The sequence below is a fragment of the Bacillus cereus G9842 genome, assembly GCF_000021305.1.
In the GTDB taxonomy this organism is placed as follows: domain Bacteria; phylum Bacillota; class Bacilli; order Bacillales; family Bacillaceae_G; genus Bacillus_A; species Bacillus_A thuringiensis_S.
Genome location: NC_011772.1, coordinates 1,344,938 through 1,369,451 on the forward strand (window position 1 = coordinate 1,344,938; position 24,514 = coordinate 1,369,451).

The window sequence follows — 24,514 nt, forward strand, 5'->3', positions numbered from 1 at the left end:
AATGGAAATCATTTATGAAGACTTTAAGGAGGCATTATCTAAAATAAAAGTGCTAAGAGAAAACGCTAATATAATAGAAGAAACTGTTCAAAGAAGTGTAAGAGAAATCATTAGAAATGTAAGGGAAGGGAAAGATGAGGCTTTATCTTTCTATACAAAAAAGTTTGATGGTGTAGAGATGAAAGATTTTTGTGTAAGTGAAGAAGAAATACAGCAAGCGAGTATGCTTGTAGAGAATTCATTTTTAGAAGCTTTAAAAGAGGCGAAGAAAAACATTGTTTCGTATCACGAAAAGCAAAAGAAGTACTCAATATTCGATTGTGAAAGTAAAGGCATAATTAGAGGACAGCTCATTCGGCCATTAGAAAATATAGGTGTATATGTACCGGGTGGGACAGCCTCATATCCTTCTTCAGTATTAATGAATGTATTGCCGGCGAAACTCGCAGGTGTGAAAAAAATTGTAATGGTAACACCGCCGAGGAAAGAAGGAATTGATCCTCATATATTAGCTGCTGCAAATCTTGCGGGGGTAGATGAAATTTATACGATAGGTGGCGCGCAAGCAATTGCGGCTTTAGCATACGGGACGGAATCGATTCCGAAAGTGGATAAAATAGTTGGACCGGGAAATTTGTACGTCGCTCTAGCGAAACGAGAAGTATACGGAATAGTAAATATCGATATGATTGCTGGTCCATCAGAAATTGTAGTTGTCGCGGATGAAACAGGTAATGCAAAATATATCGCAGCGGATTTATTATCGCAAGCAGAGCATGATGAGAGAGCAACGGCAATTTGTATTACAACGAATATGGAACTAGCTAAAGAAGTAGAAAAAGAGGTAGAAAGACAGTTAGAAATGTTACCAAGAAGTGAAATTGCACGTGAATCAATAAATAGAAATGGAGCCATCTTTATCGTTCCTTCTTTAGAGGAGGCACTAAAGTTATCAAATGAAATTGCTCCAGAACATTTAGAGTTACATATAAAAGAACCGATGAATGCTCTAGATTATGTGAAACATGCAGGCTCTATTTTCCTTGGGCCATATGCACCTGAACCGCTCGGGGATTATTTGGCGGGACCGAATCATGTATTACCAACGAGCGGAACGGCAAGATTTTTTTCTCCGTTATCAGTCGATGATTTCGTGAAAAAATCAAGTTTTATTTCTTATACGGAGGAAGCATTAAAAAATGTACAGCATCATATTGTAGAGCTTGCAAATAAAGAAGGGTTACATGCACATGCGAGAGCAATCCAAATAAGGTTTGAGGAGGAAAAATAATGCGTCAGTCCAGTCAAGTACGTCAGACGACAGAAACAAAAATTAAATTAAGTTTGCAGCTTGATGAAAGTACGAATGTATCTATTCAAACGGGGATTGGTTTTTTCGATCATATGCTGACTTTATTTGCTAGACATGGAAGATTTGGATTGCAAGTTGAGGCAGAAGGTGATGTATTTGTCGATGCACATCACACCGTTGAAGATGTTGGAATTGTACTCGGAAATTGCTTGAAAGAAGCATTGCAAAATAAAGAGAGAATTAATCGTTACGGTTCAGCGTATGTACCGATGGATGAATCTTTAGGATTTGTCGCAATTGATATAAGTGGACGCTCATATTGTGTATTTCAAGGGGAATTAACAAATCCGAAGCTCGGGGATTTTGATACAGAATTGACGGAAGAATTTTTTAGAGCAGTTGCACATGCTGCCAATATTACATTACATGCGCGCGTTCTATATGGAAGTAATACACATCACAAAATTGAAGCATTATTTAAAGCTTTTGGTAGAGCGCTTAGAGAAGCGGTCGAAAAAAATGCCAACATTACTGGTGTAAATTCAACGAAAGGGATGTTGTAATTGATTGCCATTATAGATTATGGAATGGGGAATATTCGTAGTGTAGAGCAAGCATTAAAATATATTGGGGCAGAGCACATTGTAACGAGTGATAAAGAAGAGATATTGAGAAGCGATGGCGTGATTTTACCGGGAGTAGGTGCATTTCCGAAAGCGATGGAAGTATTAGAAGAAAGAGATTTAGTGTGTGTACTAAAAGAAGTTTGTGATATAGGAAAACCACTCCTCGGTATATGTTTGGGCATGCAGCTTTTATTTGAACGAAGTGAGGAACTAAAAGGTTGTAGTGGGTTAGGTTTACTACCAGGGGAAATTCGTAAGTTAAAAGTTTCGTATAAAATTCCTCATATGGGATGGAATGAATTAAGGAAGGAAAGAGAATTTCCGCTTTGGAATGGATTAGTAGATGGTTCTTTCGTGTATTATGTTCATTCATATTACGCGGATTGTCCAGATGAAATTGTATGCGGAGTAAGTGATTATGGAATGCAAGTACCAGGGTTTGTAGCGAAAGGAAATGTATTTGGTGCACAGTTTCATCCAGAAAAAAGTGGTGAAATTGGCATGCAAATATTAAAAAATTTTCAAGGGGTGGTAGAAGCATGGAAATCTTCCCGGCTATCGATTTAAAGGAAGGGCGATGCGTTAGACTTTATCAAGGAGAGTTTAGTAAAGAAACGGTGATGAATGAAGATCCGGTAGCGCAGGCGATCATATTTGAAAAGCTTGGAGCGGAAATACTACACATTGTTGATTTAGACGGTGCAATTGCTGGCGAGTCGCTAAATTTTCTCGTCATTGAAAAAATCTGCAAGGCGGTACGTATTCCTGTGCAAGTGGGAGGAGGAATTCGTTCACTTAAAGCGGTGGAGAAGTTATTGTCAGTAGGTGTAGAAAAAGTGATTTTAGGAACAGCGGCTCTTTATGATAAGTCATTTTTAGAGGAAGCAGTTCATCTATATAAAGAGAAAATCATTGTTGGAATTGATGCGAAAAATGGTTTCGTAGCAACGAGAGGTTGGCTTGATTTGTCTGAAATTTCTTATATTAGTTTAGCGAAACAAATGGAAAGTTTAGGTGTTCAAACGATTGTGTTTACAGACATTTCGAAAGACGGGACGCTTGCAGGGCCAAATTTTGAACAATTGACGTTACTTCAAAAAAGTGTGGGCATTCGTCTCATTGCCTCTGGAGGAGTGGCATCTATTCAAGATGTGAAAAAGTTAAATGATATGAATATATATGGTGTCATAATTGGAAAGGCGCTTTACGAGAAAAAGATTGATTTAGAAGAAGTATTACAGGTAACGAAGTTATGTTAGCGAAACGAATTATTCCATGTCTAGATGTGAAAGAAGGGCGAGTCGTAAAGGGTGTAAATTTTATAGGATTACAAGATGTCGGTGATCCGGTTGAAATAGCTGAAGCATATAACGAGGCAGGGGCAGATGAAATCGTATTTTTAGATATTACGGCGACCCATGAAGGAAGAAAAACGATTATAGATGTTGTAGAAAAAACAGCAGCAAAAGTATTTATTCCTCTTACGGTTGGCGGGGGGATTTCAAGTGTGAAAGATATGTACAATTTACTAAGAGCTGGAGCAGACAAAGTTTCAATAAACTCAGCGGCAGTGCGAAACCCGAAGCTAATCGAAGAAGGGGCAGAACACTTTGGATCACAATGTATTGTCGTCGCAATTGACGCTAGAAAAGTAGCGGAAGATAAATGGAACGTATACGTCAACGGTGGAAGAGTTGACACAGAAATGGATGCTATAGAATGGGCGAAGCGTGTTGTTAAGCTCGGGGCGGGTGAAATTTTGTTAACGAGTATGGATGCAGATGGAACGAAAAGTGGATATGATCTTCGTTTAACAGAAGAGATTTCAAAAAGTGTTTCCATTCCAGTCATCGCATCAGGGGGCTGTGGTCATACGGATCACATTATAGAAGTTTTTCAAAAGACAACGGTTGATGCAGCGTTAGCGGCATCCATATTTCATTATGGTGAGGCGACAGTGCAGAGTGTAAAGCGAAAATTAAGAGATGCAAATGTTGAGGTGCGGTTATGAAACCTAATTTTTCAAAAGGATTAATACCAGCAATTGTCATCGAAGAAGGTACGAAAGAAGTTTTAATGCTAGCTTATATGAATGAAGACGCATATGAAAAAACGTTAGAGACGAAAAGAACATGGTTTTATTCTCGTTCGAGGCAGTCGTTATGGAATAAGGGAGAAACATCAGGGAATGTTCAATATGTGCAATCTCTATACTTAGATTGTGATCAAGATTCAATTGTTGTGAATGTGAAACAAGTAGGGCCTGCTTGTCATACGGGGGAGAAGACATGCTTTCACTATCAAATTATATAGGGGGGATACATATGGAAAATGCCTTTAAGTTGCTGTATAAAACAATTGAAGAACGAAAGGAAAGCCCACTTCCTGAATCGTATACAAATTATTTATTTTCAAAAGGAGAAGATAAAATTTTAAAGAAAATTGGTGAAGAGTGCGCTGAAGTAATTATCGCATGTAAAAATAATGATAAAGAAGAAGTAGTGAAAGAAATGGTTGATGTATTTTATCACTGTTTCGTTTTATTGGCTGAAAAAAATATTGCATTGGAAGATGTCATGCGAGAGGTGAAAGAACGAAATGGAAAGCTTTCGAGAGTTGGGGATAGAAGGGAAATAGATACATTATAAGGGGGAATGTATATGAAAGTAGATTATCATCTTCACTTAGAAGAAGGACCGTATTCAATAAGATGGCTTGCTAAAATAAATGAAGCGTTGGAATGTTATGAACCGCTTCAAGAAAGGCATTCTATTGATTGGCTTATGAAAACACAAGAGCGTTTGCAAAAGCGTGTGAAGGAAGGGCCATTTACAAAAGAATGGATGGATCTCTATTTAGAAGAAGCTGTGCGAAAAGGAATAAAAGAAGTGGGAATTGTTGATCATCTATATCGTTTTCATGAAGCGAAAGGATATTATGAAAAATATGTAGATATTAGTGATTCTAAGCTTGGTCGTATACAGAAGGAATGGTTAGATCAAGTAAGGGTAGTTTCACTGTATGATTTTACAAAGGCAATTGAAGAAGCGAAAGAACGATGGAGTAAAAGAGGTGTCACACTTAAACTTGGAATTGAAGCGGATTATTTTCTTGATTGTGAAGGAGAGTTAAAAGAATTATTAGCGCTAGGAGACTTTGATTATGTAATTGGTTCCGTTCATTTTCTAAATGGCTGGGGATTTGATAATCCGGATACGAAAGAATATTTTGAGGTGCATGACCTACGCACATTATACGATACGTTTTTTAAAACAGTTGAGAGTGCGATTCATACAGAGTTATTTGATATTATCGCTCATCTTGATAATATAAAAGTATTTAATTATCGATTGGATGAGAATGAACAGCTTTCTTATTATAAGGAAATTGCCTGTGCGTTAGTAGAAACGAATACGGCAACAGAAATAAATGCAGGACTGTACTATCGTTACCCTGTTCGTGAGATGTGCCCAAGTCCACTATATTTACAAGTATTAGCTAAGTATGGTGTTCCAATTACGATTTCTTCGGATGCCCATTATCCAAATGATTTAGGGAATTATGTACAAGAAAATGTACAAACATTACGAGCTCACGGTGTTACTCAGGTCGCAACATTTACGAAGCGAGCAAGAGTAATGAGGTTGCTTGAAGAAGAAGTAACAAATTTAAAATGAAACGCGATTTTTTGATGAAAACCGTCCTTTTTGTTCAAAATAAGAAAGAATGAAAAGGAGGGTAAGAAATGGCGAAACAACAAAATAAACAAAATGTACAAGTTGCACAGCAACAAGCTTATACGTCTGAAACGAATGCTGCATCTCAATCGGTTATTGAGGAGCAAATTAGCGATACGGTTGCAGAAGGAACTATTGATGTGAAGCTCGGAAAAGAATCGCAGGAAAAAGCGTAAGAAGAGGGGAGAGTTGTATCTCCTCTTTTTTTATGGAAAAGTGTCGATTTTCAAAACTATAATCAAATTCCTTGGTTTTTATATATGGATTTCTTACAATGAAATATAAGAGATATCTTATTTTCTATAGAAGAGGTGTTAGTAGTGGCAAAAATATTAGTAGCGGGAAAAATTCCAGAAATTGGATTAGAACTATTAAAAGATCATGATGTAGAAATGTACGATAAAGAGGAGTTAATTTCTATAGATGAATTAACAGAGCGTGTAAAAGATAAAGATGCATTGTTAAGTTTACTTTCAACAAAGGTGCCAAAAGAAGTTATTGATGCAGCGCCTCATTTAAAGATTGTTGCAAACTATGGTGCTGGTTACGACAATATTGATTACACGTATGCTGGGGAAAAAGGAATTGCAGTAACGAATACACCGAAAGTATCAACGGAAGCGACTGCAGAATTAACATTTGCACTTCTTTTAGCAGCGGCGCGTAGAATTCCTGAAGGGGATACGTTATGTCGTACGACTGGATTTAACGGATGGGCACCGTTATTTTTCTTAGGACGAGAAGTCCACGGTAAGACAATTGGAATTATTGGTCTTGGAGAAATCGGGAAGGCTGTTGCAAAACGTGCGAGAGCATTTGGAATGGGTGTTTTATATACAGGGCCAAATCGTAAGCTTGAAGCTGAAAGTGAACTGGGAGCAACGTATGTGACGTTGGAAGAATTATTACAAACAGCAGATTTTATTACAATTAACTGTGCTTATAATCCAAAATTACATCATATGATTGATGAAGAGCAGTTTAAAATGATGAAGAAAACAGCGTATATTGTAAATGCTTCACGTGGACCAATTATGAATGAAGCGGCACTTGCTCATGCATTAAAAACGAATGAAATTGAAGGGGCAGCTCTTGATGTGTTTGAATTTGAACCGAAAATTACAGAAGAGCTAAAAGAATTAAAGAATGTAGTGCTTGCTCCACACGTAGGGAATGCAACGTTTGAAACTCGTGATGCGATGGCTGAAATGGCTGTCAGAAATATTTTAGCTGTATTAAACGGCGAAGAGCCAGTAACACCTGTAAATCAAAAGGTATTAGTCACAAAATAAAAAGAAACCTTCCGGACTCGGAAGGTTTCTTATTTTTCTTTATTCGCTTTTTTAGACGGTCTTTGTCTAATGAATTGAGATAACATGTACAAAATATATAGTGGAATGGCAATGAATAAGAAAACAGAAAAATTGCCAAATCCTGTTTGATACATTGTAATAATGATTCCAACTAAAAATAGTGTAATAATGATGCTATATCGTGGAATTGGTACATCTTTTAAACTTGGGATACGAATGCGGCTCACCATTAAAAATGCGAACGTTACAAATACGGTAATAAGAACGATTTTTGGAATGGTATGTGAAAATAATGTTAAGAAAGCAACAAGCCCTCCCGCTGCTGTAATCGGTACTCCAGTGAAATATTTCATTGAAGTAGAAGATGGTGTTACATTAAATCGTGCTAAACGATATGCCCCGAAAAGAGGGAATAATCCCGCTATGTATAATCCGATGATTCCGTAGTTTGAGAAAGATGTGTAATACATTAAAACAGCAGGTGCTGCACCAAATGTTACGACATCTGCAAGCGAGTCGAGCTCTTTTCCCATTTGTGAATCAACACGTAATAAACGAGCAACACGACCATCAAGACTATCTAACATCATCCCGATAAGTACTAAAATAGCAGCTGATTTATAATATCCTAAAGATGCATAGCCGATTGATAAAAATCCGCTATATAAATTTCCGAGCGTAAATAAGTTTGGAATAGCTGCTCTATACAAAATCTGATCCCTTGCTTTCTGTAATAAATTCTTAATTAGTGTATGAAAGTTTACTTATTTTATCATACCATAAATTTATTCCTCATACGAAAGAAATTACCAATTTGTGAAAGATTTCATAGAAGGATGAGGAATAAATTAAGTGAAAATAAAAAGAGGAAGCAACTTGTATAAAGTTGCTTCCTTTACTATTCAAATTTCGTTGTCATCGTTCCGGTTTTATATCGATTATTAGGATCGAAACGTAATAAATCTCCATAAATTAATTTATCGGAGAGTTTTAATTCTGTTTTTGCTTTTTCAACATACGGCTGACATAGCGTCATGTCAGCTTCTTCACCCGTACTTCTTTTGTAGCACATATTTTTTGTATAAACATACTCTTCAGAAACAAAGCTACCATCACGCATTACCATAAGCGGGTCTTTTTCTTTAATAAATAAGTCAGTTCCAAATTCAACGGATTTATTTGTTTTAATACCAAGTAAATGAAGGAGCGTTGGTTTAATATCAATTTGACCAGATACTTTAGAAACAACTTTTCCTTCTTGACCAGGCACATGAATAATAAGAGGAACGCGTTGTAATTGCATAGAATCGAATGGTGTAATAGTATCTTTTCCTAGGAACTGTGCCATAGCTGCGTTATGGTTTTCGGAAATACCATAATGATCACCATAAATGACAATAACGGAATTATCATACAGTCCTTCTTCTTTTAATTGTTTAATAAATAATTTAAGAGCTTCATCTGTGTAACGAACAGTTGGGAAGTAGCGGTTTACAACACCACTTTCTGAGTTGAATTCATCAACATATTGGTCTTCCGGATTTAGAAGAAACGGAAAATGATTTGTTAATGTAATAAATTTTGTATAGAACGGTTGCGGTAAAGATTTTAACTTTGGAATAGATTGTTCAAAGAACTCTTTATCTTTTAATCCCCAACCGACAGACATTTGTTCCGTTCCTACGTAATCATTTAAATTAAAGTAACGATCATATCCAAGTGTAGGATACATTACATCCCGATTCCAAAACGTTTTATCGTTTGAATGGAAGACGGCAGAAGAATATCCGTATTTCTTTAATTGTTCTGGTGTAGCTGTGTATTCATTTGTTGCATGAGTAAAGAATACAGAACCACGATCTAGTGGGTAAAGTGAGTTTTCAACGATAAATTCAGCATCAGAAGTTTTACCTTGTCCAGTTTGATGATAGAAGTTATCGAAATAGAAGCTATCCTTAATAAATTCATTTAAAAATGGTGTAATTTCTTTTCCATTTATTTTTTTATTAATAACAAAGCTTTGTGTAGATTCCATTGAAATTAAAATTACATTTTTACCTTTTGCAGCTCCAAATAAGTTTTTATCAACTTGCTTGTCTTTTGAGTCTGTATAGTTCTTAATTTCAGAAAATCCATCGCCACTTGCAAATACACGCTCAGCTGAAGACTTGGATTGAAGTGTAATATCAAATAGATGATATGTGTATAAACCTAAATTTTTCACAACAGTTTGACGGTCAAATGAGCGTGAGAACATTTGTGGTTTATAAATAACTGATACAACAATTTGTAGTGCTAATAAAGCTGTTACACCGCTAAAGAAAGTTCGCTTCTCTGAGCGGGAAAGTGGTGTTTTGTCGCCAAATGATGGGAATTTACGCGAAATAAACATTAAAATAATTGCATCTGCAAATAAAAGTAATGTTTTGTACGTAAAGAGTTCTTTTATACTTGTCCCTAAATCAGCCATATTGTTTGTTTGGAATAAAACCGGGAAAGTAACGAAATCGTTATAGAACCCATAAAACATTGCGTTTCCAAATAAAATAAATGACAGTATAAAACTGATTCCAATTATAATTCGGTTTCGGTGCTTAGATGCAAGTAAAGCTAAGCCGAAAAATAAAAGTAACGCAGCTAGTGGATTAATAAAAAGCATGAATTCTTCAAAGAAATTATCAATTTTAATATCAAATGCTAGCTTGTACACAATATATGTTTTAATCCATAGTAAAACGACTGCAACGAGTGCAAATCGCAGTTTTGGAAACAGATGTTGTAGCATAATATACTCCTCTCCTAAAAAGCATGACAGTTCTTGTGAGTCAGTTTGCTTAACGACTCCTTTTATATATACGAACAGTCCTTTGTTATTATGATTATTATACTATGAGTATCATTATACGAAAATAAAAGGGGGTTGTGGGCTTTTTTATAATAATCGAGTAGAAAAAGATTGGTGGGAGACAATAAAACAGAATTTCTATGTATGATAATTATCGTACGTAGAAAGAATCGCGTGATATACGGAGGTTATAATGCGAAAATTATTATATTTTATAGCATGCAGTAGTGTTATACTTTTTACTTCACCGAGTGTGTCGGTAGCTCAATATGATGCACCTCTTATGGAAGATGCACTTTATTCTGTTTTATTTCCAAAAATAAATAAAGCAATTGAAAAACAATATGGAAGTTTGAAACCTTATCAATGTCCTAAAATTATTAGTTTAAAAAAAGTGTATAGCGGTACATATTTATTTCAAGCAAGTATTGAAGTGACAAAGTATGAACGTGTTGCTGGGAAAATTGCTCCACCATTTGAGAAGGTAACGATTACATTTAATAACGAAGAAGGCGAATGGGAAGTGACAAAGATTTCAGTAAAGCGCTTACCAAACGATACAAAATTAAACTGTAAAAAAACAATATAAAAAATTGTTTGACAAATAAAATGGTCCTTTGGTATTGTTAATAGCAACAATTAGATGTTTGAAAATTAAATAGACTTACCTCATCTACTCTCAAAGGTAGAGGCCGCGATAGGAAAGAGTAAGCTATGGGAGATTTAATGGAATCTGTGATCATAGGTTGAAAGGGACTATTGCCGAAATATAAGAATAACCATCTTATTCATATATTGGGACTACATTGAATAAATGTAGTACTGTCATAAGATTTATTTTATGGAGAGCTATTTGGAGATGTTGATGCGGTTTCTTATTTTGAGGAGATAACAACTCGTTTATTTTTTCAATATATATTTTTCCTAATAAGAAACGCGTGTGAACATTGTTCCGCGCGTTTTTTGTCTATCTAAAAGCGTGCTGCAATGAATAGAAGATTGGGGTTATGAGTTTTAGAGGAAATAAGGGAGGAATTTAAATGTATTTACACGGCACAAGCCGAATTAATGGGCAAGGACACTTAGAAATTGGAGGGTGCGATACGACGCAGCTAGCAAAGCAATACGGAACACCACTTTATGTATACGATGAAGAGTCTATTCGAGGAAAATGCCGAGCGTTTCATCGTGCTTTTAAAGAAAGTGGTTTCTCTTATCAAGTAGCATATGCAAGCAAGGCGTTCTTGTGCATGGAGATGTGCCGAGTAGCTCGTGAAGAGAATATGTCATTAGACGTTGTTTCTGGGGGAGAATTATATACTGCGCTCCAAGCTGGATTTCCAGCATCACGTATTCATTTTCATGGAAATAATAAAACAGAAGAAGAGATAGTGATGGCTCTTCAGGCGAATATTGGTTGTTTTGTCGTAGATAATTTCTTTGAATTAGAAATTTTACACGATTTAGCGATGCAACATGGGAAATTTGTGAACATATTAATTCGTGTAACACCTGGAGTAGAGGCGCACACACATGAATATATTACAACAGGCCAAGATGATTCGAAATTTGGATTTGGCGTTTCAAACGGTCAAGCGATGCAGGCAATTGGATTTGCTTTACAAAAATCAAATTATAATGTGCTAGGGATTCATTCACATATCGGATCGCAAATATTTGAAACAGCTGGTTTTGTTCGAGCAATTGAAGTTCTTCGCCAATTTTTAGAAGAAGTGAGAGAGCAAACAAACTATGTAGTAAAAGTGTTAAATGTAGGCGGGGGATTTGGAATACGCTACACAGAGTCGGATACACCATTAACTCTTGAGACATATGTGCGAGCTGTAACAAGTGCAGTGAGAGAACAATTTACTGTATGTGAATATCCATTGCCAGAAATATGGATTGAACCAGGCCGTAGCATTGTAGGTGATGCTGGGACAACAATTTATACAGTTGGATCTGTGAAAGATATTCCTGGTATTCGGAAATATGTATCAGTCGATGGTGGAATGACAGATAATTTAAGACCTGCTTTATATAGTGCGCGTTATGAAGCAATGTTAGCGAATCGAGGGAATGATGAGAATGAGGAACTCGTTTCGATTGCTGGGAAATGCTGTGAGAGTGGAGATATGTTGATTTGGGATATTCATTTACCAAAAGTCGCTTCTGCTGATTTACTAGCAGTTTCCTGTACAGGAGCCTACGGGTATTCGATGGCGAATAATTACAATCGGATTCGAAGACCAGCCGTGGTCTTTGCAAAAGGCGGAACATCGCAAGTAGTTGTGGAACGCGAAACATATGAAAATATTATTGGGAACGATCGCATACGTATTAAAGAGCTTGTCTAAATAGAAAAGGAGTTGTTCGGATGGGCAATTCCTTTTTTGTAAAATAAAATAATTAAAATATATCGGAAAACTAGGATTGAAAAAAATCAGAATTGTGATAAAATACAAATACAAAGCTTATCAAGAGAAGCGGAGGGAACTGGCCCGAAGAAGCTCGGCAACCTGCTTATAGAAAGCAAGGTGCTAAATCCAGCAAAATGGAATCCATTTTGAAAGATAAGGTAAAATATATTACCGAACAGTCTTTTCGAAATGGGAAAGATTTTTTTTATGAATAAAAAGGGGGGCTGTTCGCGTGAGTGTACGGGAACATTTTGATGAAGTATCCGAGAAGATTGAAGCGATGCTTGCTGATATGAAATATGGTTCAATTACAATTGTTGTGCAAGATGGAAAAGTAATTCAGTTAGAGAAAAGTGAAAAAGTACGTTTAAAGTGAAAAGCGCTGACTAGAAAAACTAGAGGCGGTTTTAACCTATTTTCATTAGGTTAAAACCGTCTTTTTGCTTTTACAGGGGGAAAAAACATGTTGACGTATGAAACGTGGGAAGAAAATGTTGTTTCATTTTCGGAAGAAGATGAAACAAAAGGCGCGTTATCAGTATTAAATTGGGCTTATGAAGAGTATAAAGATGAAATCGTCTATGCATGTAGCTTTGGGGTGGAAGGTATGGTATTGCTGCACCTTATAAACCAAGTAAATCCATCTGCTAAAGTTGTATTTTTAGATACAAATGTTCATTTTCAAGAAACGTATGAATTAATTCAAAGAGTGAGGGAACGATTTCCTTCATTGAATATTATAGAAAAACAGCCAGAACTTACACTTGATGAACAGGCGAAGTTGCATGGTGAAAAACTGTGGGAGAGCAATCCGAATCTTTGTTGTAAGATTAGAAAAATTTTACCTTTAGAAAAATCATTAGTCGTGGAAAAAGCATGGATATCGGGCTTAAGAAGGGAACAATCAGAAACACGTAAGCATACAAAGTTTATAAATCAAGATCATCGTTTTCAATCTATTAAAGTTTGTCCACTCATTCATTGGACGTGGAAAGAAGTTTGGCGATATGTATACAAACATAGCTTGCCGTATAACCCGTTGCATGATGTTGGCTATCCAAGTATTGGGTGTGAGAAATGTACTTTACCTGTAGGGGATGGTGGCGATTCAAGAGATGGTAGATGGGCTGGGAAAATGAAAACCGAATGTGGTCTTCATTATCAATAAGATGAATCTTGAAATAAAGCTAAGAGGGGATATAGAAAATGAGCACAGTAAACGAATTAGTAAACCGTATAGATGAGACATATGAGGTATCACAAATTGAAAAAGAAATTAAATTAGACAATATTGCTTTAAGTGATTTAGAACTATTGGCGACAGGTGGATATAGCCCGCTTACTGGTTTTTTAGGGAAGGAAGATTATGATTCAGTCGTAGAAACGCTTCGTTTAGCAAATGGTAGTGTGTGGAGTATACCGATTACATTACCGGTAACAGAAGAAGTCGCAGAAAGCCTGAAGACTGGAGAGGAAGTAAAGCTTGTCAACAATGGAAATATATATGGTGTTATTCAAATAGAAGATATTTTCATACCAGATAAAGAAAAAGAAGCGTTACTTGTATATAAAACAACGGATGAGGTTCATCCAGGAGTGAAAAAGTTATATGAACGGCCAAACGTTTACGTTGGAGGAACTATTATTCTAACAAAACGCTTTGAAAATAATCAATTTCCTTCTTATCGTTTAGACCCAATTGAAACGAGAGAAGAATTTAAAAAACGTGGGTGGAAAACAGTAGTCGGATTTCAAACGAGAAACCCGGTACATCGTGCCCATGAGTATATTCAAAAATCTGCTCTTGAAATTGTAGATGGTCTCTTTTTAAATCCACTCGTTGGAGAAACGAAATCGGATGATATTCCTGCTGATGTAAGAATGGAAAGCTATGAAGTACTCCTTCAAAACTATTATCCGAAAAATCGTGTCTTTTTAAGTGTATTTCCTGCTGCAATGCGTTACGCAGGACCAAGGGAAGCTATATTTCATGCGTTAGTAAGAAAGAATTTTGGATGTACACACTTTATTGTAGGGCGTGATCATGCCGGAGTAGGAGATTATTACGGAACATACGAAGCGCAAGAAATCTTCACGAATTTTACGATAGAAGAGTTAGGCATTACACCACTATTCTTTGAACATAGTTTTTACTGCACGAAATGTGAAGCGATGGCTTCAACGAAAACATGTCCGCACGGAAAAGAAGATCATGTTATTTTATCGGGTACGAAAGTAAGAGAATTATTAAGAAACGGTGAGATTCCGCCAAGTACATTTAGTCGTAAAGAAGTAGTAGAAGTGCTAATTAAAGGTTTAAAAAAAGAAGTAGTAACAGAATAGGGAGAGAACGAGATGGATACGAATATTACTTGGCATATAGCTTCGGTTTCAAAAGATGATAGAAGAGTGAAGAATGGACATCACAGTTTTGTAATTTGGTTTACTGGTTTATCAGCTTCGGGTAAATCTACAGTAGCGAATGCGGTCGCTCGTAAACTGTTTGAAAAGAATATTGGAAATTATGTGCTGGATGGGGATAACATTCGCCACGGTTTAAATAAAGACTTAGGATTTTCTGAAAGTGATCGCATGGAAAATATAAGACGTATTGGCGAAGTGGCAAAGTTATTTGTAGATCAAGGAACAGTTGTCCTTACAGCATTTATTTCACCATTTCGAGTAGATCGCAAACAAGTTAGGGATCTATTAGCGGCAGATGAGTTTATAGAAGTGTTTGTAAAATGTCCAATTGAAGAGTGTGAAAAACGTGATCCAAAAGGGTTATACAAAAAAGCGAGACAAGGTGATATTAAAGATTTTACAGGTATTGATTCACCGTATGAGGAACCAGATCGAGCGGAATTAATTGTAGAAACGCACAAGTATTCTATTGAAGAATGTGCAGAACAAATCGTGAAGTACTTACAAGAGCGTAGTTTTGTCCCGTTGTTTGCTGGGAAGTAAAACGCCCACCTCAAAATTCGGCTGGAGCAGGCTGTAAATGCCCGATTGGTGAGGGTTGATTAAAGTTTCACTTTATATAGGGGGATTTAAAAATGAGTTATGAAAAAGTATGGGCTAATAATGAAAAATTAAATCAGACTGAGAAAAATAAATTAGCAAAAGATGGTTTGGAAATTTTTAATGATATTCCTTACTATGCGGAAAATGGATTCGAATCTATTCCGAAAGAAGAGTGGGACACATTTAAATGGGCAGGATTGTATTTGCAAAGACCGAAAGAAGCTGGCTATTTTATGATGCGTGTAAATATTCCTTCAGGGATTATTACAAATGCGCAGGCGGAAGTGCTTGCTTCTATCGCTGAGGATTATGGACGTGATGTAATAGATATTACGACAAGACAGGCGATTCAGTTTCACTGGTTAGAAATTCAGCAAATGCCAGATATTTTTAAAAGATTAGCAAGAGTTGGGTTATCTTCAGCAGGGGCGTGTGGTGATATAACACGTAATATTACAGGTAATCCACTTGCAGGAATTGATGCGAATGAACTGTTTGATACAACGCATATTGTGAAGGAGGTATATGACTATTTCCAACATAATGAAGAGTTTTCTAACTTACCACGTAAATTTAAAATGTCTATTAGTTCTAACGTTTATAACTCGGCAAACGCAGAGATTAACTGTGTTGCATTTACACCTGCTACGAAAGAAATAGATGGTGAGAAAAAAGTTGGTTTTCATATAAAAGTAGGCGGTGGATTATCAGCCCGTCCATATTTAGCTGATGAATTAGATGTGTTCGTTTTACCAGAAGAAGTGAAGGCGGTAGCAATTGGGATTGCTACTATATTCCGTGATTTTGGATATCGCGAGAAACGTCATTTAGCTCGTTTGAAATTTCTTGTTGCAGACTGGGGAGCAGAGAAATTTAAAGAGAAACTAATAGAGTATACAGGACCATTGCAAAGTAAAGGAGAAAGTGCACTTAAAGGATGGAATGCAGGCTATTTTTATGGTGTTCAAGATCAAAAACAAGATGGATTAAAATATGTCGGTTTTAATGTGCCGGTAGGTCGTTTACATGCAGAAGAAATGTTTGAGATTGCAAGAATCGCAAAGCAATATGGAAATGGACAAATTCGTACATGTAATTCACAAAATTTTATTATTCCGAACGTTCCGCCGGAAAATGTAAAAGGATTACTTAGTGAACCGTTGTTTGAAGCGATATCTGCAAGCCCGAAATCATTTATTGGTCATGCGGTTTCATGTACTGGTATTGAATATTGTAATCTTGCACTAGTAGAAACGAAAGAAAGATTACGAAAAATTGCAGAATACTTAGATACACAAATTGCACTTGATGTTCCAGTTCGAATTCATATGGTAGGATGCCCGAATTCATGTGGTCAACGTCAAATTGCTGACATTGGATTACAAGGGGTGAAAATGAAAACGAAGGAAAAGGGAATTGTTGAAGCGTTTGAAATATACGTAGGTGGAACGTTGTTAGATGGCGGTGCCTACAATCAAAAGTTAAAAGGAAAAATAGATGGCGAGGATTTACCTGATGTACTCGCATCATTTATAAGTTATTTCAAAGAGAATAAATTACCAGCCGAAACATTTTATGATTTTGTAGGTCGTGTTGGTGTAGATACATTACAAATAGCGTTAAATAACGTGTTAGAAGATGTCATAGCGTCTTAGGGAGGACAATATGGATTTATATCGATTTGAAGCTGTATTAGTGAGTGATATTGTTCCGATTGTTGTTGTTGCTCAAAGTGAAGAGCAGGCATTTAAGCTTGCGGAGATTGAGCTTGAAAAGCATTTTTTACCGTTGCCAGAAGTAAAGGAAATCTCCTTATTTGAAAAAAAGAAGATTCGAAAAGGTGCGGCATTTGTTATTCATGAGTAGAGATCAGTAATACGAAAAAATAAAAACTTCCATTCTTATATACGAATGGAAGTTTCATTTTAATAGAAGAAATGAGGAGAGATGATGGGGAAGGTGTATATAGTTGGAGCGGGTCCTGGCGATCCGGATTTAATTACTGTTAAAGGATTGAAATGTATTGAGAAGGCAGATGTTATTTTATATGACCGTCTCGTGAATAAAGAATTGCTTTCATATGCAAAGCCTGAAGCGGATTTAATTTATTGCGGGAAACTCCCGAATTATCACACGATGAAGCAAGAGACAATTAACACATTTCTTATTAAATATGCGAAAAAAGGAAAAGTTGTAACGAGGCTTAAGGGCGGTGATCCATTTGTATTTGGTAGAGGAGGAGAAGAAGCGGAAGCATTAGCAAAGCAAGGTGTACCATTTGAAATCGTCCCAGGCATTTCGTCTGGAATAGCTGTACCTGCTTATGCTGGTATTCCAGTGACGCACCGTGATGCAAGTGCAAGTTTTGCTATTGTGACTGGGCATAGGAAAGAAGGTGCTAAAGAAGAAGTGAAATGGGAAAATTTAGCGAAAGGTGTAGAGACGTTAGCTGTATATATGGGGGTTAGTAATTTACCCTACATATGCGAACAACTGATGAAGCATGGAAAAGATAAAAGTACGCCAGTTGCTATTATTGAGCAGGGGACGACGTCTATGCAGCGCACAGTTGTTGGAACGTTAGGGACAATTGTAGATGTTGCGAAAAAAGAGCAAATTCAAAATCCGAGCATGATTGTAATTGGAGAAGTTGTCCGTTTTAGAGAAAAAATCCATTGGTTTGAGAAGCAAACGGAAAATGCTTATCAAGTAAGTGGAGTGTTGTAAAATGAAAGCCGTCTTATATATATGTCATGGAAGTCGTTTGAGGGCAGCGAAAGAAGAGGCAATTCAATTTATTACGACATGTATGAGCCGTATAGAAGCGGCTATTCAAGAAGTTTGTTTTTTAGAGCTGGCGAATCCTTCTATTGAAGAAGGATTTCGTACATGTGCGAAGCGTGGTGCGACAGAGATTATTGCTATTCCTGTTTTCTTATTAGCAGCAGGCCATGTGAAGAATGATATTCCTTTTGAATTAGAAAAGTTAAATAATCAATACCCTAATATTAAGGTGACGTATGGTAATCCGTTTGGTGTATCAGAGACGCTTATAAAGTCGGTATATAACGGAAGTGGTATTGAAGAATATAAAGATGAAGTAACACTTTTACTCGTTGCAAGGGGTAGTAGCGATCCTGAAACTTTACAAGATATAAATCGGATCGCTACTTTATTTCAAGCAGAAGAAAAAATTGCTAAAGTAGAAGTTTGTTTTTTAGCAGCTGCGGAGCCGAAATTTGAGAAGAAATTAAAGGAAGTTGTAGAACGAAAAGAAAAGAACATCGTTGTACTGCCCTACTTGTTATTTACAGGTTTACTTATGAAACATATTGAGAAAGAAGTGCGCCAATATGAATTGGAAGAGATAAAAATCAGTCCATATTTAGGGAAGAATGAAGCGTTTCAAGATATGTTAATTCAGAAAACGACGGAGTTATTGAAGGGAGATCAGTATGTATCCACTTACAGTGCGAGTTAATGAGAAACGTGTTGTTGTTATTGGTGGGGGAAAAGTTGCAGGATTTAAAATTATTCCTTTACTCAAACAAGGTGCAGATATAGTTGTAATCAGTCCAGAATTAGATGCGAATTTAGTAAAACTTGTGGAAGAAAAGAAAATTCGTTGGTATCAAAGAGAATATGAAAAAAGTGATATTAAAAGTGCTTTTTTAGTTGTTGCAGCGAGTAGTGATTCAATATTAAATGAACAAGTTGCTGAAGATGCCGCGGAGAATCAATTAGTAAATGTTATTACAAATCCGGAAAGTGGTAATGTTCATTTTCCGGCAGCGATTCATCGTGGTTTGCTTAATATAGCAGTTTCTACTGGGGGAGCGAGCCCGAAGCTCGCAAAAAAAATTCGAGATGAGATTGCAAATAAATATGATGAGACATATGAATCGTATTTAGATTTTTTATATGAAGTAAGGGTGAAGTTAAAAGATTTACAGTTAGAAAAGAGGGAACGAAATATATTGCTCCAGGAAGTGTTGAAATCAGTATATATGCAAAACGAGGGGAAAAGAGAAAGTTTTTTGCGAGAATTAGAGGAAAAGGTTTTAAAATAATAAAAGATAAAGTGCGCTTTACAAATATAAAAATATAATTTATAATCACAAGTAACTTCAATAGATGAAATCGATGAGCAAGAAGAGTACGTATATTTGATGCGTTCAGAGAGCTGGGGTTAGGTGGGAGCCCGGTACGATAAATTATACAGAATGGGCTTGCGAGAGGTATGTTGAACATTGTAGTAGGCAACCCGGGTTCCGCCGTTAAAAGGATAGAGTATCGGAATTATTCCTGTACTTGAACAAGTGGGATTTATCAATCCAATTGAGGTGGTACCACGGTATTTACATTACATATATCGTCCTCTACATGCATATTTGCGTGTAGAGGACTTTTTTATTTTCTAAAGGAGGTGTGCGAGTATGAAATGAAAGTGTATAATTAACAAAAGTTTAAATATTCAGAAAAGGAGAATTTATGATGAAAGAAACACAGCAATGGACGTCGAAAATAGGCTTTGTACTCGCAGCAGCCGGAGCCGCAGTAGGTCTTGGTGCGATATGGAAATTTCCATATGTTGCAGGTAATGGCGGGGGAGGAGCATTCTTCCTTGTATTTTTACTATTAACTTTATTTATAGGTATGCCTCTTCTAATAGCGGAGTTTGTTATTGGACGTAGCACGCAAAAAGAGGCGGTTACAGCTTATAAAGTATTAGTGCCAAATAGCAAATTATATCCTTGGATTGGTCGTATGGGAGTTGTTACTTGTTTTAGTGTACTATCTTTTTATAGTGTTGTAGGTGGATGGATTTTACTTTATTTATATTATAGTGTGACAGGCAGTTTCTGGAATGGAGTAGCTGATTATGGACAATTGTTTGGTGAAACGATTTCAAATCCGTTAAGTGCGATTGGAGCACAATTTATCTTTATGCTTTGTACAATTTTTGTCGTAAGTAAAGGTGTAGAGAAAGGTATAGAAAAGGCAAGTAAGTACATGATGCCGCTATTATTTATTTTATTTATAGCGATTATTGTTCGTGCGTTAACACTCGATGGTGCTTTTGCTGGAGTAGAGTTCTTCTTAAAGCCAGATTTTTCAAAGCTTACAGCAGATACGATTTTATATGCGATGGGACAATCTTTCTTCTCGCTAACTGTAGGTGCCTCGGTAATGGTAACGTATAGTTCGTATTTAAAGAAAGAAGAACATTTAGCGAAATCAGCAACATCTATTGTAAGTTTAACTGTTTTTGTTACAGTACTTGCAGGATTAGCAATTTTCCCAGCGATTTTCGCATTAGGAGTTAAACCGACTGAAGGACCGGGATTACTGTTTATCGTCCTTCCAGCAGTATTTGCAAAAATACCATTTGGTCAATTTTTCTTTATTATGTTTTTAATTTTATTCTTCTTTGCGACTTTAACATCAGCAATTTCAATGCTTGAAATTGTAGTAGCATCTGTTGCGAAAGGTAATGAGAAGAAGCGTCCGTCAGCATCATTATTAATTGGTATTCTTATTTTTGCAGTCGGTATTCCATCAGCGTTATCATTTGGAATAATGAGTGACGTGAAAATATTCGGGAAAACATTTTTTGATTTAGTCGACTTTTCAGTAAGTAACGTATTGCTGCCGTTAGGAGTACTAGCTATTTCATTATTTGTACCAAATAAAATGAGTAAAGAATTGTTGATGAAAGAATTAGAAGTGACGGAAACGAAAGGGAAAACGTTATTTAACATTTGGTTCTTCTTACTTCGTTATGTCATTCCGGTAACTGTAATAATTGTATTTTTAAATGCGATAGGTATATTTAAAATGTTTGCATAAAAAAGACGGGGATCTACCGTCTTTTTTATGTTGATGAATGTAATAGCCGATTATACGCTTTATAGGCTGTGGTGACTGCGAGGAATGAACCGATTAAAAATAAAACTGAGCCGCCAAATGTAAATATCCGGCCGATATATGTCGTTCTAGCTTCTTCTATTTTTTGTTGTAATTGCGTATTCATATGGATCACCTCGTAAACTATAGGCATTTAGTTATAGTTTATGTAGAATGCCTATATTGTGTGAAGTGTAAATAAAAAACCTCGGTAGGCACCGAGGTTTTTTATAATCCGATATAAGGAGATGGGTCAACTGCGTTTGTCTTGCCGACATTCCATTCTCCAAGATGAAGTTCGAAGTGTAAATGTTGTCCGTATGATTGGCCCGTATTCCCCATAAATCCAAGCTGATCGCCTTGTTTTACAGTTTGTCCATTCGATACGGAACGGCTATTCATATGAGCATATACTGTCGTATATGTTTTTCCGTTTATACGGTGAGATAAGTACACTACGTTTCCGTAACTAGATGATAATTCTGAGCGAATAACAACGCCATCTGCAGCAGCGATAATTGGAACCGTTCCCGAAGCAGCGATGTCAATTCCTTTATGGTTATCTAAAGAACGTACACCGAATCCGGATGTTTTTGATCCAGCTGCTGGTTTGATAAAGCCACCGATATTTGTATCATGTGGTGTTGGAGCTGCTTGAGTTGCTTGAGCAGATTTAGTAGCTTGTTGTTTGCGAGCCTCTTCTGCCTGGCGAGCTTCTTCCGCTTTACGAGCTTCTTCGGCACGTTTTTCTTCTTCAATTGCTTTTTGAACAGCTTGACGTTGATTTTCTAAAATACCTTTGGATTCTTCTAATCCTTCAATCTCTGAATCTACTTTTGCTACTTTCGTATGTAGATCGTTAATAAGAGTTTGTTGCTGTTGTTGGTTATTTTGTAATTCTTGCTGTTTTTGTTCTAGTTTTTGCTCAGATTCTTTCAGTTGTTGTTCTTTTTTCTCAACAGCTTCTTTTTCTGTAGTTACAGCATTTTGATCAGATGTTTGTTTTTTTACAATATCTGTATCGTTGTTTAATATTAAACTTACGGAGTACATATTATCAACAAGATCAGCAATGTTTGTAGAGTTTGTTAATACTTCTGTAATGATATTTGTACGCGGTTTTTCTTGCATAGATTGTAATCGTTGTTTAATAACTTCCTGACGTGTATCTATGTTTGTTTGTAATTGTTCTATATGTTTCTTTTTGTCAGTAATTACTTGTTGTGTTTTGCTAATTTCTTTTTTTGTATCGTTTAATTCAGCCTCGTTTTTATTAATAGAAGTAGTTAATTCATCGATTTTCTTCTGTAATTCTTGAATTTCTTTTTCTATTTGTTCTTTCTCGACTGATTTATTTTGTAAGTCACTTTGTTTGCCTTCTAATTCAGATTGAATGTTAGTTAATTTATCTTGATTCGTTTCAGCGTATACGGGTGAAAGTAACGGGGAAGCAAAAATCGTTCCTGCTGCTAAAACACTAAACGCTGCAAATTTCTTTTTCATTGTTGTCTGACTCCTTTCCCTATGAATGTTATATATCATAAGAAGAAGGGTGTCTATCGTTGTAATCATAATGTAAAGAAAACTTTATAAAATTGCTAAGTTTTGTCGGAATTTATCATTTTTCAACTTTAATTGTCATAGTACTTACATTTTATTTATATGTGTAACAAAGGTAAATTTTTGATTTATTTGTAAAATGCAGGAGGGAAGTAAGAGTTTTTATGGGGTGAAATATTACTTAGAAAGCCAATGAAATACTAGTAAGGAATCGTTCTCATGTGAGGTTTTCTGACATGAGTTTATTTTTTGTCAAGAAAATTATTTGTGTTCGAGCAAAGTTATTTTGTTGTCAGATTTTAAATTTTGATTTATGATTTTTAACAGGGACAAAATGTAGTGAATTGTCGAATAATATGTAATACTCTTAATTTCTTAGTTTTATAGAGATAGAATGAGAGATAGAGTGACACATCGAAGAGGGGGTTACAACAAATATGAAAAGAATAGGACTTGCATGGCAAATATTAATAGGACTTGCACTTGGTATTGCAGTTGGGGCGATTTTCTTTGGCAATCCGGCTGTAGTGAGTTATTTACAACCAATTGGTGATATTTTCATCCGATTAATTAAAATGATCGTTGTACCGATTGTTGTAGCAAGTATTGTTGTTGGGGTTGCTGGTGTTGGCGATGTTAAAAAACTAGGTCGACTAGGCGGAAAAACAATTATTTACTTTGAAATTATTACAACAATTGCAATTATTGTTGGTCTATTAATAGCGAATATTTTCCAACCAGGAAAAGGCGTGAATATGGAGCAGTTAACAAAGACAGATATTTCAAAATATACACATACAACAGAGCAAGTACAAAGTCATTCATTTGCAGATACATTTGTAAATATTGTTCCAACGAACATTATGAAGTCATTAGCTGACGGAGATATGCTTGCTATTATATTCTTCTCTGTACTATTTGGTTTAGGTGTAGCAGCAATTGGTGAAAGAGGAAGACCAGTTCTTCAATTTTTCCAAGGTGTAGCTGACGCAATGTTTTATGTAACAAACCAAGTTATGAAATTTGCACCATTTGGTGTGTTTGCACTAATTGGTGTTACAGTTTCTACATTTGGTCTTGCTTCATTAATTCCATTAGGGAAATTACTAATTGTCGTATATGGAGCAATGATCTTCTTCGTCGTAGTTGTCTTAGGACTTACAGCGAAAATATTTGGAATTAACATTTTCCAATTCTTTAAGATTTTAAAAGACGAGCTGATCTTAGCGTATTCTACAGCAAGCTCAGAAACAGTTTTACCGAAAATCATGGAGAAAATGGAGAAATTCGGTTGTCCGAAAGCAATTACATCTTTCGTTATTCCGACAGGTTATTCATTTAACTTAGATGGATCAACTTTATATCAAGCAATTGCGGCGATTTTCTTGGCGCAAATGTACGGTATTGATTTATCTATTACACAACAAATTACATTATTACTTGTATTAATGGTTACCTCAAAAGGTATCGCAGGTGTACCGGGCGTATCATTCGTTGTATTATTAGCGACACTTGGTACAGTAGGTATTCCACCTGAAGGTTTAGCGTTCATTGCTGGTATTGACCGTATTTTAGATATGGCTCGTACAGCAGTTAACGTTGTAGGAAACTCTTTAGCAGCTGTAGTTATGTCTAAGTGGGAAGGTCAATATGACGCTGAAAAAGGACAAGCTTATTTAAAAGAGATTTCTGAAAAGGGTCAAGCTGCTTAATTATAATATGAACAAGCTCTCACATAATATGTGGGAGCTTTTCTGTATATAGAAG

The 24,514-nt window shown here is 36.0% G+C and carries 27 protein-coding genes, 2 riboswitches and 1 other annotated feature; of the genes, 23 read left to right on the forward strand and 4 right to left on the reverse strand.

Annotation, left to right across the window (positions count from 1 at the left end):
* Position 1 precedes the first annotated feature (1 nt).
* From hisD to BCG9842_RS06820, 10 genes are all read left to right on the forward strand, one after another.
* The gene (gene hisD / locus BCG9842_RS06775) at positions 2–1,291 is read left to right on the forward strand and encodes a histidinol dehydrogenase (protein WP_000402915.1); all 1,290 of its coding nucleotides are present in this window, start codon (positions 2–4) and stop codon (positions 1,289–1,291) included.
* Positions 1,291–1,875, forward strand: coding sequence for an imidazoleglycerol-phosphate dehydratase HisB (hisB, locus tag BCG9842_RS06780; RefSeq protein WP_001249962.1), 585 nt, complete (start codon positions 1,291–1,293; stop codon positions 1,873–1,875). The genes hisD and hisB overlap by 1 nt, the downstream gene beginning before the upstream one ends.
* Positions 1,876–2,505 (forward strand): imidazole glycerol phosphate synthase subunit HisH, encoded by a 630-nt coding sequence (gene hisH, locus BCG9842_RS06785; protein ID WP_000560346.1) that lies wholly within the window; start codon positions 1,876–1,878, stop codon positions 2,503–2,505. It abuts the gene before it with no gap.
* A complete protein-coding gene (gene hisA / locus BCG9842_RS06790) occupies positions 2,478–3,197 on the forward strand; it encodes a 1-(5-phosphoribosyl)-5-[(5-phosphoribosylamino)methylideneamino]imidazole-4-carboxamide isomerase (protein ID WP_000402290.1) in 720 nt (239 codons plus the stop codon). Before hisH ends, hisA begins: the two co-directional genes overlap by 28 nt.
* Positions 3,191–3,949, forward strand: a complete 759-nt coding sequence (gene hisF / locus BCG9842_RS06795) for an imidazoleglycerol phosphate synthase cyclase subunit (RefSeq protein WP_000880105.1) — start codon at positions 3,191–3,193, stop codon at positions 3,947–3,949. The genes hisA and hisF overlap by 7 nt, the downstream gene beginning before the upstream one ends.
* Positions 3,946–4,251 (forward strand): phosphoribosyl-AMP cyclohydrolase, encoded by a 306-nt coding sequence (hisI, locus tag BCG9842_RS06800; protein WP_000803959.1) that lies wholly within the window; start codon positions 3,946–3,948, stop codon positions 4,249–4,251. The genes hisF and hisI overlap by 4 nt, the downstream gene beginning before the upstream one ends.
* Before the next feature lie 11 nt (positions 4,252–4,262).
* The gene (gene hisE, locus BCG9842_RS06805) at positions 4,263–4,586 is read left to right on the forward strand and encodes a phosphoribosyl-ATP diphosphatase (RefSeq protein ID WP_000426355.1); all 324 of its coding nucleotides are present in this window, start codon (positions 4,263–4,265) and stop codon (positions 4,584–4,586) included.
* Positions 4,587–4,598: 12 nt separating this feature from the next.
* Positions 4,599–5,615: a histidinol phosphate phosphatase domain-containing protein gene (locus BCG9842_RS06810; protein WP_000861857.1), complete on the forward strand. Its 1,017-nt coding sequence runs from the start codon at positions 4,599–4,601 to the stop codon at positions 5,613–5,615.
* A 68-nt stretch (positions 5,616–5,683) separates the two neighbouring features.
* Positions 5,684–5,851, forward strand: coding sequence for a DUF4025 domain-containing protein (locus BCG9842_RS06815; RefSeq protein ID WP_001118893.1), 168 nt, complete (start codon positions 5,684–5,686; stop codon positions 5,849–5,851).
* Positions 5,852–5,995: 144 nt separating this feature from the next.
* The gene (locus BCG9842_RS06820; RefSeq protein ID WP_001062837.1) at positions 5,996–6,967 is read left to right on the forward strand and encodes an NAD(P)-dependent oxidoreductase; all 972 of its coding nucleotides are present in this window, start codon (positions 5,996–5,998) and stop codon (positions 6,965–6,967) included.
* 29 nt (positions 6,968–6,996) lie between these two features.
* Here BCG9842_RS06820 and pssA read toward each other — a convergent pair whose 3' ends face one another.
* Complete coding sequence (pssA, locus tag BCG9842_RS06825; protein ID WP_000285417.1) at positions 6,997–7,698, reverse strand: CDP-diacylglycerol--serine O-phosphatidyltransferase; 702 nt, start codon at positions 7,696–7,698, stop codon at positions 6,997–6,999.
* 188 nt (positions 7,699–7,886) lie between these two features.
* The gene (locus BCG9842_RS06830) at positions 7,887–9,773 is read right to left on the reverse strand and encodes an LTA synthase family protein (protein ID WP_000939085.1); all 1,887 of its coding nucleotides are present in this window, start codon (positions 9,771–9,773) and stop codon (positions 7,887–7,889) included.
* Between the two features lie 253 nt (positions 9,774–10,026).
* Between BCG9842_RS06830 and BCG9842_RS06835 the strand changes: the two genes are divergently transcribed.
* From BCG9842_RS06835 to BCG9842_RS06890, 12 genes are all read left to right on the forward strand, one after another.
* A complete protein-coding gene (locus BCG9842_RS06835) occupies positions 10,027–10,422 on the forward strand; it encodes a DUF3888 domain-containing protein (protein ID WP_001228823.1) in 396 nt (131 codons plus the stop codon).
* Between the two features lie 89 nt (positions 10,423–10,511).
* Positions 10,512–10,693: riboswitch (Lysine riboswitch) on the forward strand.
* Positions 10,694–10,873: 180 nt separating this feature from the next.
* On the forward strand, positions 10,874–12,190 hold the full coding sequence (lysA, locus tag BCG9842_RS06840; RefSeq protein WP_000280641.1) for a diaminopimelate decarboxylase: 1,317 nt from the start codon (positions 10,874–10,876) through the stop codon (positions 12,188–12,190).
* 114 nt (positions 12,191–12,304) lie between these two features.
* Positions 12,305–12,413: riboswitch (SAM riboswitch) on the forward strand.
* Positions 12,414–12,485: 72 nt separating this feature from the next.
* Complete coding sequence (locus BCG9842_RS06845; RefSeq protein ID WP_000116158.1) at positions 12,486–12,629, forward strand: YezD family protein; 144 nt, start codon at positions 12,486–12,488, stop codon at positions 12,627–12,629.
* 87 nt (positions 12,630–12,716) lie between these two features.
* A complete protein-coding gene (locus tag BCG9842_RS06850) occupies positions 12,717–13,421 on the forward strand; it encodes a phosphoadenylyl-sulfate reductase (protein WP_000959017.1) in 705 nt (234 codons plus the stop codon).
* A gap of 38 nt (positions 13,422–13,459) precedes the next feature.
* Positions 13,460–14,596: a sulfate adenylyltransferase gene (gene sat, locus BCG9842_RS06855; RefSeq protein ID WP_000108783.1), complete on the forward strand. Its 1,137-nt coding sequence runs from the start codon at positions 13,460–13,462 to the stop codon at positions 14,594–14,596.
* A gap of 12 nt (positions 14,597–14,608) precedes the next feature.
* Complete coding sequence (gene cysC, locus BCG9842_RS06860) at positions 14,609–15,220, forward strand: adenylyl-sulfate kinase (protein ID WP_000380490.1); 612 nt, start codon at positions 14,609–14,611, stop codon at positions 15,218–15,220.
* Between the two features lie 92 nt (positions 15,221–15,312).
* Positions 15,313–16,935, forward strand: a complete 1,623-nt coding sequence (locus BCG9842_RS06865) for a nitrite/sulfite reductase (RefSeq protein ID WP_000119603.1) — start codon at positions 15,313–15,315, stop codon at positions 16,933–16,935.
* A 10-nt stretch (positions 16,936–16,945) separates the two neighbouring features.
* On the forward strand, positions 16,946–17,146 hold the full coding sequence (locus BCG9842_RS06870) for a DUF3906 family protein (protein WP_000366918.1): 201 nt from the start codon (positions 16,946–16,948) through the stop codon (positions 17,144–17,146).
* Between the two features lie 84 nt (positions 17,147–17,230).
* Positions 17,231–18,007, forward strand: coding sequence for a uroporphyrinogen-III C-methyltransferase (gene cobA / locus BCG9842_RS06875; RefSeq protein WP_000521280.1), 777 nt, complete (start codon positions 17,231–17,233; stop codon positions 18,005–18,007).
* Position 18,008: 1 nt separating this feature from the next.
* Positions 18,009–18,761, forward strand: a complete 753-nt coding sequence (locus BCG9842_RS06880; protein ID WP_000648894.1) for a sirohydrochlorin chelatase — start codon at positions 18,009–18,011, stop codon at positions 18,759–18,761.
* On the forward strand, positions 18,736–19,350 hold the full coding sequence (locus tag BCG9842_RS06885) for an NAD(P)-binding protein (protein ID WP_000283361.1): 615 nt from the start codon (positions 18,736–18,738) through the stop codon (positions 19,348–19,350). The genes BCG9842_RS06880 and BCG9842_RS06885 overlap by 26 nt, the downstream gene beginning before the upstream one ends.
* Positions 19,351–19,414: 64 nt before the next feature.
* Positions 19,415–19,663: a binding site (T-box leader), on the forward strand.
* A 111-nt stretch (positions 19,664–19,774) separates the two neighbouring features.
* A complete protein-coding gene (locus tag BCG9842_RS06890; RefSeq protein ID WP_000665434.1) occupies positions 19,775–21,130 on the forward strand; it encodes a sodium-dependent transporter in 1,356 nt (451 codons plus the stop codon).
* A 25-nt stretch (positions 21,131–21,155) separates the two neighbouring features.
* On the opposite strand, the gene BCG9842_RS31260 is transcribed toward BCG9842_RS06890, so the two are convergent.
* Positions 21,156–21,314, reverse strand: coding sequence for a hypothetical protein (locus BCG9842_RS31260; protein WP_001096007.1), 159 nt, complete (start codon positions 21,312–21,314; stop codon positions 21,156–21,158).
* A gap of 101 nt (positions 21,315–21,415) precedes the next feature.
* Positions 21,416–22,690 (reverse strand): murein hydrolase activator EnvC family protein, encoded by a 1,275-nt coding sequence (locus BCG9842_RS06895; protein WP_000726091.1) that lies wholly within the window; start codon positions 22,688–22,690, stop codon positions 21,416–21,418.
* A 494-nt stretch (positions 22,691–23,184) separates the two neighbouring features.
* On the opposite strand from BCG9842_RS06895, the gene gltP reads away from it, so the two are divergent.
* The gene (gene gltP / locus BCG9842_RS06900; protein ID WP_000821134.1) at positions 23,185–24,459 is read left to right on the forward strand and encodes a glutamate/aspartate:proton symporter GltP; all 1,275 of its coding nucleotides are present in this window, start codon (positions 23,185–23,187) and stop codon (positions 24,457–24,459) included.
* Positions 24,460–24,514: the final 55 nt, after the last annotated feature.

Excerpts from the sequence above, each read along its gene's own strand:
- BCG9842_RS06830 (WP_000939085.1), bottom strand. The coding sequence starts at position 9,773 with ATGCTACAACATCTGTTTCCAAAACTGCGATTTGCACTCGTTGCAGTC.
- BCG9842_RS06835 (WP_001228823.1), top strand. The coding sequence starts at position 10,027 with ATGCGAAAATTATTATATTTTATAGCATGCAGTAGTGTTATACTTTTT.
- BCG9842_RS06865 (WP_000119603.1), top strand. The coding sequence starts at position 15,313 with ATGAGTTATGAAAAAGTATGGGCTAATAATGAAAAATTAAATCAGACT.
- lysA (WP_000280641.1), top strand. The coding sequence starts at position 10,874 with ATGTATTTACACGGCACAAGCCGAATTAATGGGCAAGGACACTTAGAA.
- BCG9842_RS06815 (WP_001118893.1), top strand. The coding sequence starts at position 5,684 with ATGGCGAAACAACAAAATAAACAAAATGTACAAGTTGCACAGCAACAA.
- BCG9842_RS06850 (WP_000959017.1), top strand. The coding sequence starts at position 12,717 with ATGTTGACGTATGAAACGTGGGAAGAAAATGTTGTTTCATTTTCGGAA.
- hisF (WP_000880105.1), top strand. The coding sequence starts at position 3,191 with ATGTTAGCGAAACGAATTATTCCATGTCTAGATGTGAAAGAAGGGCGA.
- BCG9842_RS06880 (WP_000648894.1), top strand. The coding sequence starts at position 18,009 with ATGAAAGCCGTCTTATATATATGTCATGGAAGTCGTTTGAGGGCAGCG.
- cysC (WP_000380490.1), top strand. The coding sequence starts at position 14,609 with ATGGATACGAATATTACTTGGCATATAGCTTCGGTTTCAAAAGATGAT.
- sat (WP_000108783.1), top strand. The coding sequence starts at position 13,460 with ATGAGCACAGTAAACGAATTAGTAAACCGTATAGATGAGACATATGAG.
- hisB (WP_001249962.1), top strand. The coding sequence starts at position 1,291 with ATGCGTCAGTCCAGTCAAGTACGTCAGACGACAGAAACAAAAATTAAA.
- BCG9842_RS06895 (WP_000726091.1), bottom strand. The coding sequence starts at position 22,690 with ATGAAAAAGAAATTTGCAGCGTTTAGTGTTTTAGCAGCAGGAACGATT.
- hisD (WP_000402915.1), top strand. The coding sequence starts at position 2 with ATGGAAATCATTTATGAAGACTTTAAGGAGGCATTATCTAAAATAAAA.
- BCG9842_RS06810 (WP_000861857.1), top strand. The coding sequence starts at position 4,599 with ATGAAAGTAGATTATCATCTTCACTTAGAAGAAGGACCGTATTCAATA.
- hisA (WP_000402290.1), top strand. The coding sequence starts at position 2,478 with ATGGAAATCTTCCCGGCTATCGATTTAAAGGAAGGGCGATGCGTTAGA.
- hisE (WP_000426355.1), top strand. The coding sequence starts at position 4,263 with ATGGAAAATGCCTTTAAGTTGCTGTATAAAACAATTGAAGAACGAAAG.
- BCG9842_RS06890 (WP_000665434.1), top strand. The coding sequence starts at position 19,775 with ATGAAAGAAACACAGCAATGGACGTCGAAAATAGGCTTTGTACTCGCA.
- cobA (WP_000521280.1), top strand. The coding sequence starts at position 17,231 with ATGGGGAAGGTGTATATAGTTGGAGCGGGTCCTGGCGATCCGGATTTA.
- gltP (WP_000821134.1), top strand. The coding sequence starts at position 23,185 with ATGAAAAGAATAGGACTTGCATGGCAAATATTAATAGGACTTGCACTT.
- BCG9842_RS31260 (WP_001096007.1), bottom strand. The coding sequence starts at position 21,314 with ATGAATACGCAATTACAACAAAAAATAGAAGAAGCTAGAACGACATAT.
- BCG9842_RS06870 (WP_000366918.1), top strand. The coding sequence starts at position 16,946 with ATGGATTTATATCGATTTGAAGCTGTATTAGTGAGTGATATTGTTCCG.
- hisI (WP_000803959.1), top strand. The coding sequence starts at position 3,946 with ATGAAACCTAATTTTTCAAAAGGATTAATACCAGCAATTGTCATCGAA.
- BCG9842_RS06885 (WP_000283361.1), top strand. The coding sequence starts at position 18,736 with ATGTATCCACTTACAGTGCGAGTTAATGAGAAACGTGTTGTTGTTATT.